9 protein-coding genes and 2 pseudogenes are annotated in these 10107 nt (G+C 73.5%); 10 read left to right on the top strand and 1 reads right to left on the bottom strand.

Annotated features, from left to right (window positions below):
• The 3 genes and pseudogenes from ABZ641_RS17090 to ABZ641_RS17080 all read left to right on the top strand — a co-directional run.
• Positions 1 to 324 (top strand): annotated as a pseudogene (locus ABZ641_RS17090) (hypothetical protein); the annotation flags it as partial.
• A gap of 4 nt (positions 325 to 328) precedes the next feature.
• Complete coding sequence (locus tag ABZ641_RS17085) at positions 329 to 868, top strand: winged helix-turn-helix domain-containing protein (RefSeq protein WP_359982667.1); 540 nt, start codon at positions 329 to 331, stop codon at positions 866 to 868.
• Complete coding sequence (locus ABZ641_RS17080; RefSeq protein WP_359982664.1) at positions 865 to 2151, top strand: MFS transporter; 1287 nt, start codon at positions 865 to 867, stop codon at positions 2149 to 2151. Before ABZ641_RS17085 ends, ABZ641_RS17080 begins: the two co-directional genes overlap by 4 nt.
• A 183-nt stretch (positions 2152 to 2334) precedes the next feature.
• Here ABZ641_RS17080 and ABZ641_RS17075 read toward each other — a convergent pair whose 3' ends face one another.
• On the bottom strand, positions 2335 to 3030 hold the full coding sequence (locus ABZ641_RS17075) for a substrate-binding domain-containing protein (RefSeq protein WP_359982661.1): 696 nt from the start codon (positions 3028 to 3030) through the stop codon (positions 2335 to 2337).
• Between the two features lie 74 nt (positions 3031 to 3104).
• Between ABZ641_RS17075 and ABZ641_RS17070 the strand changes: the two genes are divergently transcribed.
• From ABZ641_RS17070 to ABZ641_RS17040, 7 genes and pseudogenes are all read left to right on the top strand, one after another.
• The gene (locus ABZ641_RS17070; protein ID WP_344627144.1) at positions 3105 to 3872 is read left to right on the top strand and encodes an IclR family transcriptional regulator; all 768 of its coding nucleotides are present in this window, start codon (positions 3105 to 3107) and stop codon (positions 3870 to 3872) included.
• A 156-nt stretch (positions 3873 to 4028) separates the two neighbouring features.
• Positions 4029 to 5234: a 4-hydroxybenzoate 3-monooxygenase gene (locus ABZ641_RS17065; protein WP_359982658.1), complete on the top strand. Its 1206-nt coding sequence runs from the start codon at positions 4029 to 4031 to the stop codon at positions 5232 to 5234.
• Between the two features lie 46 nt (positions 5235 to 5280).
• Positions 5281 to 6318 (top strand): amidohydrolase family protein, encoded by a 1038-nt coding sequence (locus ABZ641_RS17060; protein ID WP_344627142.1) that lies wholly within the window; start codon positions 5281 to 5283, stop codon positions 6316 to 6318.
• Positions 6319 to 6334: 16 nt separating this feature from the next.
• A pseudogene (gene ligK, locus ABZ641_RS17055) lies at positions 6335 to 7021 on the top strand (4-carboxy-4-hydroxy-2-oxoadipate aldolase/oxaloacetate decarboxylase); the annotation flags it as partial.
• A 48-nt stretch (positions 7022 to 7069) separates the two neighbouring features.
• On the top strand, positions 7070 to 7993 hold the full coding sequence (locus ABZ641_RS17050) for an amidohydrolase family protein (RefSeq protein WP_344627140.1): 924 nt from the start codon (positions 7070 to 7072) through the stop codon (positions 7991 to 7993).
• A gap of 42 nt (positions 7994 to 8035) precedes the next feature.
• Positions 8036 to 9343, top strand: a complete 1308-nt coding sequence (ligA, locus tag ABZ641_RS17045) for a protocatechuate 4,5-dioxygenase subunit alpha (protein WP_359982655.1) — start codon at positions 8036 to 8038, stop codon at positions 9341 to 9343.
• 1 nt (position 9344) lies between these two features.
• A partial coding sequence (locus ABZ641_RS17040; protein WP_359982652.1) for a Gfo/Idh/MocA family oxidoreductase occupies positions 9345 to 10107 on the top strand: 763 nt, incomplete at its 3' end.

The following is a 10107-nucleotide window of genomic DNA, read 5'->3' as shown; positions in this document are numbered from 1 at the left end:
CGCGGCGCCCCCCCCCCCCCCCCCCCGGCCGCCGAGCCCCGGGTGCTCGCCCTGGACGGGGCGATCGCGGCCCTGGACCTCTCCGTCCAGGCGCAGATCCCGGGCCTGCCCGCCCGCATCCGAGCGGAGACCGGGCCGGCCCTGCCGTTCCTCACCCACGACCTCGGCGACCCGCAGGAGCCTTGCAGACAGGGCCTGTTCGCCTCCGTCCCGAAGCCGGGCCGGAAGCCGCGGAGCAGGGACGAAAGCCTCATGTGCGGGACGGCCGCCTCCGGAAGCCCGGCGAAACCGCTTGACGAATGGTCAAGAAGTGTTGACCATTGAGGGCATGCCTACCGACGATCTTCCCGAGACGTTCCACGTCACCACCGACGAACAGCTGCGGGCCGTCTCCAACCTGACGCGCCACCGGATCATGGCCGTGCTCCGCTTCGAGCCCGCGACGATCACGCAGATCGCCGAGCGCGTGGGCCTCGCGAAGGGGAGTTCCAGCTACCACGTACGACTGCTCGAACGGGCCGGCCTGGTGACGGTGGTGCGCACCCGGAAGGTCCGCGGGGTCACCGAGCGGTACTACGCCATGGCCGCGCGGTCGATCGTGCTGCCGGACCCGGGCGAAGGAGGGCCCGACGTGCTGATGCGGCACGCGGTGGCGGACCTGGAGGCGGCGCCGGCGGACGGTGAGCGGCACGTGCGGATGGCCCATCTGCGGCTCACCGAGGAGCAGTTCGCGGAGCTGGGGGCGCGACTGGAGGCACTGGCGGACGAGTACCGGGAGCTCTCCGACCCGTCGCTGCCGGACGCGTCACTCGTCTTCGCACTCTTCCGCCCGGCGTCGCACGTGCAGGCCGAGGGGGATGCCAAGTGACCTCGGACATCAGGAAGTTGCCGACCGGGTTCGGACGGCTGTGGACCGCGCAGACGGTGTCCTCGCTCGGTGACGGCGTGTCGCACGCCGCGCTGCCGCTCCTCGCACTGACGCTGACGCGGGATCCGATGGCGCTCGCCGTCGTCACGGCCGCCGGAACGCTGCCGTGGCTGCTCTTCGGGGTGCTCGGCGGTGCGCTGGTGGACCGCTGGGACCGTCGCCGCACGATGTGGGCCACGGACGCGGCACGCGCGGTGCTGCTCGCGGTACCGGCGGCAGCGGCCGCGCTCGACGTGCTGAGCATCCCCCTGCTCGCGGCCGTCGCCTTCCTGCTCGGCCTCGGCGGACTCTTCTTCGACACGGCCGCCACGGCCTACCTGCCGGACCTGCTCGGCCGCGACCCCGCGCTCCTGGAACGCGCCAACTCCCGCCTGCGCGGCAGCCAGACCGCCGCCTCCGGCTTCGCCGGGCCGCCCGCGGGCAGCGCCCTGCTCGCGCTCGGGCGGGCGTTCCCGCTGCTCACCGACGCCGTGTCGTTCGCACTCTCCGCACTGCTCGTACGCTCGCTGCCCGCCGCGCCCCGGCCCGTACCGCAGGCCCGTGAGTCGCTGCTGCGCCAGGCGCGGGACGGCGCCTCGTACGTGTTCCGGGACCGGCTGCTGCTCGGGCTCGCGCTGCGTCCGGCCGTCGGGAACATCGCCTTCCTCGCCGTGGAGACCGTACTCGCGCTCTTCGCGCACGACCGTCTCGGCATCGGCACCTCCGGCTTCGGCCTGCTCCTCACGGCGGAGGCCACCGGCGGTCTGCTCGGCGCGGGCATCGCCTCCTTCCTCGGCCGGCGACTCGGCACCGGCACCGCGCTGACCTGCACGGCCGCGGTCGAGGGACTCGCCGTCCTGGGGCTCGCCGCCGCCCCGAACCCGTACGTCGCCGGTCTCGCGCTCGCCGTCTGCGGGGCGGGCATGGGCGCCACCATGGTGCTCGCCCCCTCCCTCCGGCAGGCGGTCGTCCCCGCCCACCTGATGGGCCGGGTCGCCTCCACCTCCCGCATGCTCGCCATGTGCGCCGCCCCGTTCGGCGCCTTCCTCGGCGGCTGGCTGGCCACCGCCTACGACGTACGCACCCCGCTCTACGCCGCCGCCGGCCTCCTCCTCACCATGACCGCCGTCACGTCGACCATGACCAGTAACCGCCGGGTCGAGGCGGCGTTGCGCGCCGCCGTCCCGGCCGGGGGCCCGGAGCGCGCGGAATCCGCGGATCTCGTTCCGGAGGGCGCCGTCTAGGCCCGGAGTACGAGAGAGCGGAGCCGGCGGGACCCCCGGGTCCGCACCGGCTCCGCCCCCTTCGGGGCCGCAGTCGCGCAGCAGGACGGCCAGCAGCACACCGGCCGCCCCGAGCCCCACCCGCCCGCGCCACGGACCCGCCACCGGGACCGCATCCGGTCCGGTCCCCGGCGGAGGCGCGGGTCAGGAACGGACAGGCCGCATGCCCCCGGCGCCGGCGATCCGCGACGCGGCGTCCGACCCGAACAGGTCGAGGACCTCCGCCGCGCGGCGCGGCTCGCCCGACGCGGCCAGGACGGCCCCGCCGAACGTCGAGCCGATCGCGGCGTCGCCCGGCAGCGGGCCGGCCACGACGACACCCGGCAGACCCATCAGCTCACTGTGCTGCTGGAAGGCCAGTTCCGCCTCGCCCGCAGCGAGCAGGCTGCCGACCGGCACCCCCGGCGGCGCCTGGACGAGCCGGCGGTCGACCCGGTCGGCGAGACCCAGCCGGGCCACCAGCCCGACCAGGGCCGTGCCGCTGGGGCCCGTCGAGTAGGCGATCCGCTCGGCGGCCAGCAGAGCGGCCCGCAGGTCCGACACCGAGTCGAGGGCCGGGACGGGCGAACCCTCCGGCACCGCCGCGACGACCTGGGAGACCCACAGCGGACGCACCGTGCCCGGCACCAGGTGCCCCTCGGCCGCCAGCTTCGCCAGTGCGTCGTCCGCGAGCACGAGCAGGTCGGCCTCGGCACCCCCGCGCACCCGCCGGGCGACCTCGACGCCGCCGGCCGACTCGAACCGCACGGCCGTGTCGTGGGCGGTCCGGAGGTGCTCGGAGAGCCCGGCCAGGATCAGGCGCGTCGCCATCGAGGACAGTCCGGAGATCTCCCGGTCCACGTTGCCTCCTTCTGCGCGGCCGATGCTACGACGGGCGAATGGGCAGCTCAATGCCGGTCTGCGACACTGGCCGCGTGAGTGCAACCCGGAGCACGGCGGCTGGAAAAGTTCTCGAGATCCTCTCGACCTTCGGCCGCGAGTGCCAGTCGCAGACGCTGTCGGAGATCGCTCAGCGTACGGGCCTGGCCCTGAGCACCGCCCACCGGGTCGTCGCCGAGCTCGCCGCCTGGGGAGCCCTCGAACGCGGCGAGGACGGCTCCTGGCACGTCGGACTGCGGCTCTGGGAGATCGCCTCCGGCTGCCCCCGCAGTCAGATCCTGCGCGACGTGGCACTGCCGTTCATGCAGGACCTCTACGAGGCGACCCACGAGAACATCCAGCTCGCGGTGCGCGAGGGCACCGAACTCGTCTTCGTCGAACGGATCGCCGGGCACCGCTCGGTGGAGCTGGTCACCATGGTCGGTTCCCGCTTCCCCATCGGCTCCACCGGGATGGGCCGCGTCCTGCTGGCGCACGCACCGCAGGACATCCAGGAGGCGGTCCTCGACGCACCGCTGCGCGCCTGGACCCCGCACACCGTCACCGACCCGAAGACCCTGCGCGCCCAACTGGACCGGATCCGCCGCGAACAGGTCTTCGTGAGCGACCGCCAGCTCTCCGAGAGCACCGTCGCGGTGGCCGCACCCGTACGGATCGGCCGGACCGGGCCGGTCGGCGCCGCACTGGGGATCGTCATCGCGGCACGCGGCGCGAGCCGCGCCCGCGGACTGCGGGAGCCGCTGCTGCGGGCCGTGCACGGCATCTCCGACGAACTCGGCAGGCGCGCCCGCGGCGCAGTCTGACCGGTCGGACGCGCCATCACGGGGCGCCACCCAGGGGCGCGTGGGGGAGCTCCCCTGAGCGGTACTTCCGTCAGGCGGAAGTGGTGCTGACCCGGTGCGGTCGCGGATGCCAGCGTTCGGGGTGTTCCAGACGCTCGCAGTCGTTCAGGAGATGCCATGGCCGAGGCCGTCGTCGACACCGTCACCTCCGTTCCGGTCGCCGTCGTCGGCGCCGGCCCGGCCGGCCTCATGCTGGCGCACCTGCTGGGCCGCGCCGGGGTCGCGACGGTCGTGGTCGACACCCGCACCCGGCACGAGATCGAGACCACCCAGCGCGCCGGCATCCTCGAAGCCGGTGCCGCCCGCGACCTGGTGGAGACCGGGGTGTCCGACCGCGTCCTGCACGAGGGCCACGAGCACGAGGGCATCGAACTCCGCTTCGGCGGCCGCCCGCACCGCATCGACTTCAAGGAGCTGGTGGGCGCGTCGGCCTGGCTCTACCCGCAGACCGACGTGTTCACCGACCTGGCGAACGCCCGTGACCGCGACGGCGGCACCGTCCTGTTCGGGGTGAAGGACACCGAGGTCCTCGACATCACGACCGCCGCCCCCCGGGTCCGCGTCACCGCGTCCGACGGCACCCGCCACGAGATCAGGGCGCGGTACGTGGTGGGCGCGGACGGGTCGCGGAGCACGTGCCGCGACCTGGTGCCCGAGGACCGGCGGGTGCGGTACGGCAAGGAGTACCCGTTCGCCTGGTTCGGCATCATGGCCGAGGCGCCGACGAGCGCGCCCGAACTGGTCTACGCGCACTCCGAGCACGGTTTCGCCCTGATCAGCCGGCGCACCGAGACCGTGCAGCGGATGTACTTCCAGTGCGGCCCCGACGAGTCCGCCGCCGCCTGGACGGACGACCGGATCTGGGAGACGCTGCAGGCCCGGGTGGCCGGCCGGGACGGCTTCCGCCTCCGCGAGGGGCGGATCCTGGAGCGGACGGTGCTGCGGTTCCGCTCCTTCGTCCAGGAGCCGATGCGCTGGGGATCGCTGGCCCTCGCGGGCGACGCCGCGCACACCGTGCCGCCGACCGGTGCCCGCGGGCTCAACCTCGCGCTGCACGACGTGAAGGTGCTCGCCGGGGTCCTGCTGCGGGCGCTCGGCGGCGCGGGCGACAGCGCGCTGGACGACTACCAGCCGCGCGCCCTGCAACGGGTCTGGCGGGCGCAGAACTTCTCCTCCTGGATGACCCGGCTGCTGCACACCGCGCCCGGCGACGACGCCTTCGACCTGCGGCGCCAGCTCGGTGAACTCGACAACGTGGCGGGCTCCCGCGCCGGCCGCACCTACCTCGCCGAGCAGTACACCGGTTGGCCCACCGGCGCCTGACCGGACGCCGCACCCTGCCCCCCTGCACCACCACCCGGGAGACACCGTGATCATCGACTGCCACGGCCACTTCACCACCGCACCACCGCAGTTGGCCGCCTGGCGGGACCGGCAGGTCGCGGCGGTCGGCACCCCCGCCGCCGCACCCGACCCCGACGACCTGGTCATCACCGACGGCGACCTGCGCGAGGCGATCGAGTCCAACCAGCTGCGGCTCATGGACGAGCGCGGCATCGACCTGACGGTCTTCTCCCCGCGGGCCAGCTTCATGGCCCACCACATCGGCGACTTCGAGGTCTCCTCGGTGTGGGCGCGGATCTGCAACGACCTGGTCCACCGGGTCAGCACGCTCTACCCCGACCGCTTCGCGACGGGCGCGATGCTCCCGCAGTCGCCCGGGGTGGACCCCGCCAGCTGCCTCCCCGAGCTGCGCCGCGCGGTCGAGGAGCTCGGCGCGGTGACGGTCAACCTCAACCCCGATCCCTCGGGCGGCAGGTGGACGTCGCCGCCGCTGACCGACCGCAGCTGGTACCCGCTCTACGAGGCGATGGCCGAGTACGAGGTCCCCGCGATGATCCACGTCAGCACCTCGTGCAACCCGGCCTTCCACACCACCGGCGCGCACTACCTGAACGCCGACACCACGGCGTTCATGCAGCTGGTCGAGGGCGACCTGTTCGCCGACTTCCCGACCCTGCGGTTCGTGATCCCGCACGGCGGCGGCGCGGTGCCCTACCACTGGGGCCGGTTCCGCGGCCTGGCGGCGGCGCTCGGCCGGCCGGACCCGGAGGCGCTGCTGGAGAACGTCCTCTTCGACACCTGCGTCTACCACCAGCCCGGCATCGACCTGCTCACGCAGGTGGTTCCGAGCCGGTCGGTGCTCTTCGCCAGCGAGATGATCGGCGCCGTCCGCGGCATCGACCCGCGCACCGGCCACCACTACGACGACACCAGGCGGTACGTCGAGGCCACCCCGCACCTCACCGAGGAGGACCGGGCCGCCGTCCGCTCCGGCAACGCCCTGCGCGTCCATCCCCGCCTCGCCGCCCGCCTCGCCGGCCGCCGTGCCGCAGCCGGCCACTGACCCCGGGAGAACGACCATGGAACACACCGAGATCGGCGTCGTCCGCACCGCGATCACCCGCGCCGAGCCCGAGGCCGTCGCCGCCCTGTCGGCCTTCGGCGTGGCCACCGTCCACGAGGCCATGGGCCGGGTCGGCCTGATGCGCCCCTACCTGCGCCCGGCCTACCCGAAGGCGCGGCTGTGCGGGACGGCGGTCACCGTGCTGCTGCAGCCCGGCGACAACTGGATGCTGCACGTCGCCGCCGAGCAGATCCGCGAGGGCGACGTCGTGGTCGCGGCCTGCACGACCGAGAGCGAGGACGGCTTCTTCGGCGAACTGCTCGCGACCTCCTTCCGCGCCCGCGGCGCCGCCGGGCTGGTCATCGACGGCGGGGTGCGCGACGCGGCCGACCTGGAGGCGATGGACTTCCCGGTCTTCGCTCGGGCGGTCAACGCCAAGGGCACGGTCAAGGCCACCCTCGGCTCGGTCAACGTGCCGGTGGTCTGCGCCAACGCCCTCGTCCGGCCCGGCGACGTCGTGCTGGCCGACGCCGACGGCGTCGTGGTGGTCCCGCGCGAGCGGGCCGCCGAGGTCGCCGAGGCCTCGGCGAAGCGGGAGGCCAACGAGGAGGACAAGCGCGCCCGGTTCCGCGCCGGCGAACTCGGCCTGGACATGTACGGGATGCGCGGCCTGCTGGCCGCACTGGGCCTGCGTTACGAGGACCGACCGATGGGGGCCGACCGACGAGGACCGACCGACGAGGACCGAGCGATGACGACGACGGAGTTCGAGAAGACCCCCGGCTGGCTGGACTGGTACGCCGGCCCGAGCCGCCCGCGGTTCCGGCTGCCCGCGGGCGCCGTCGACGCGCACTGCCACGTCTTCGGCCCGGGCGCCGAGTTCCCGTACGCCCCCGAGCGGAAGTACACCCCCTGCGACGCCTCCAAGGACCAACTCTTCGCACTGCGTGACCAGTTGGGGTTCGCGCGGAACGTCGTCGTGCAGGCGACCTGCCACGGCCCCGACAACCGTGCCATGGTCGACGCCCTCCGCGCCTCGGGCGGACTGGCCCGCGGGGTCGCCACCGTACGGCCCGGGATCGCGGAGGAGGAGCTGCGCGAGCTGCACGAGGCCGGCGTCCGCGGCGTGCGGTTCAACTTCGTCAAGCGGCTGGTCGACGCCGCGCCGCAGCAGGACCTGCTCGACGTCGCCGGGCGGATCGCCCCGTACGGCTGGCACGTCGTCGTCTACTTCGAGGCGGCCGACCTCGCCGAGCTGCGGGACTTCCTGCTGTCGATCCCGGTGCCGCTGGTCGTCGACCACATGGGCCGGCCCGACGTCACCGAGGACCCGCACGGCCCCGCGTTCGAGGCCTTCCTCGACCTCCTGCGGGCCCGCCCCGACATCTGGTGCAAGGTCACCTGCCCGGAACGGCTGTCGGTGAGCGGGCCGCCCGCCCTCGACGGCGAACGGCGGGCGTACCGCGACGTCGCCCCGTTCGCCCGGCGCGTGGTCGAGGAGTTCCCCGACCGGGTGCTCTGGGGCACCGACTGGCCGCACCCCAACCTCACCGACCACATGCCCGACGACGGCCTGCTCGTCGACTTCGTCCCGCACGTCGCGCCGACGCCCGAGCTGCAGCACAAGCTGCTCGTCGCCAACCCGATGCGCCTCTACTGGCCGGACGCCGACTGACCCCCACCGCCCCCTCACCGCACGACACGATTGGAGCCCGGCATGTCGCTGGACAAGACCTACCGGCTGGTCCCGGGGACGACGATCTTCGACGCCGAGCAGTCCGCCAAGGGGTACCACCTCAACCAGTTCTGCATGTCGCTGATGACCGCGGAGAACCGCGCGAGCTACCTCGCCGACGAACGCGCCTACCTGGACGCCTGGCCGCTGCGCGAGGAGCAGAAGCAGGCCCTGCTCGACCGCGACCTCAACGCCGCGATGCGCGAGGGCGGCAACATCTACTTCCTCGCCAAGTGGGGTGCGACGCTGGGGCTCTCGTTCCAGCGGATGGCGGGCTCGATGACCGGCATGACCGAGCAGGAGTACCGCGACATGATGCTCGCCGGCGGCCGCTCCGTCGACGGCAACCGGATCGACCACGCCGTCCTGGAGGCGGCCCACGCCGACCCCGCGCGGCCGGCCGAGCACGCCGTGGTCACCGCCGCCGTCTTCACCTCCCACGTACCGGCGATCGGCGCCGCGATGGACCACCACAAGACCGGAGAGCCCTACTGGAAGCCGGTCTTCGACGGCTACGAGTACTCCAGGCAGTGGGCCCGGGAGAACCGACCCGACGTGGTCCTCCTGGTCTACAACGACCACGCCACCGCCTTCGACCAGTCGCTGATCCCGACCTTCGTCCTCGGCACCGGCGCCGCCTACCCCACCGCCGACGAGGGCTACGGCCCCCGCCCCGTCCCGGGCATCGAGGGCGACCCGGACCTGGCCGCGCACATCGCGCACTCGCTCATCCGGGACGACTTCGACCTCACCCTGGTCAACGAGATGACCGTCGACCACGGCCTGACCGTCCCGCTGTCGCTGATGTTCGGCGACGTCGACGCCTGGCCGTGCAAGGTGATCCCGTTCCACGTCAACGTGGTGCAGTACCCGGTGCCCTCCGGCGAGCGGTGCTTCAACCTCGGCCGGGCACTGCGCCGGGCGATCGAGTCCTACGGCCGGCCGCTGAACGTCCAGGTGTGGGGCACCGGCGGCATGAGCCACCAGCTGCAGGGCCCCCGCGCCGGCCTCATCAACCGCGCGTGGGACAACGCCTTCCTCGACCGGCTGGTCGACGACCCGGCCGGTCTCGCGCAGCTGCCGCACCTGGACTACGTCGAGCAGGCCGGCAGCGAGGGCATCGAACTCGTCATGTGGCTGATCGCCCGCGGGGCGATGAGCGACGTCGACGGCGGCGGCGAGATCGAGACCAAGCACCGCTTCTACCACGTGCCGGCGTCCAACACCGCCGTCGGCCACCTGATCCTGGAGAACCACCCGCGGGCCGAGGCGCCCGCCACGGAGGAGTGACATGACCGACCGGAAGACCGTCCGGATCGCCCTGGCCGGAGGCGGCGCCTTCGGCGCCAAGCACGCCGCCGCCCTGCGCCGGATCGACGGCGTCGAGGTGACCGCCGTCGTCAGCAGCACCCCGGAGCGCGCCCGGGCGTTCGCCGCCGAGCACGGCATCGGCCGCGGCGTCGCCACCCTCGACGAGGTGCTCGCCGCCGACGACGTCGACGCCGTCATCCTCGCCACCCCCACCCCGATGCACGCCGAGCAGACCGTCGCCTGCCTGGAGGCGGGCAAGCACGTCCAGACCGAGATCCCGCTCGCCGACTCCCTCGCCGACGCCGAGGCCTGCCTGGCCGCCCAGCAGCGCACCGGACTCGTCGCCATGGCCGGCCACACCCGCCGCTTCAACCCCAGCCACCAGTGGGTCCGGCAGCGGATCCGGGCCGGCGAGTACCGCATCCAGCAGATGGACGTGCAGACCTACTTCTTCCGCCGCGAGAACCTCAACGCCCTGGGCCGGCAGCGCTCCTGGACCGACCACCTGCTCTGGCACCACGCCGCGCACACCGTCGACCTGTTCGCCCACCAGACCGGCTCGCCGATCGTGCAGGCCAACGCGATCCAGGGCCCGATCCACCCCGTCCTCGGCATCGCGATGGACATGTCGATCCAACTGCGCGCGGAGAGCGGCGCCATCTGCACCCTCTCGCTCTCCTTCAACAACGACGGCCCGCTCGGCACCTTCTTCCGCTACATCGGCGACACCGGCACCTACCTCG

Origin of the sequence: Kitasatospora sp. NPDC007106 (assembly GCF_040634455.1) — a bacterium.
GTDB lineage: Bacteria > Actinomycetota > Actinomycetes > Streptomycetales > Streptomycetaceae > Kitasatospora > Kitasatospora arboriphila.
The sequence above is the reverse complement of the archived record's forward strand: the minus strand, read 5'-3'. Positions and strand labels throughout refer to the sequence as shown.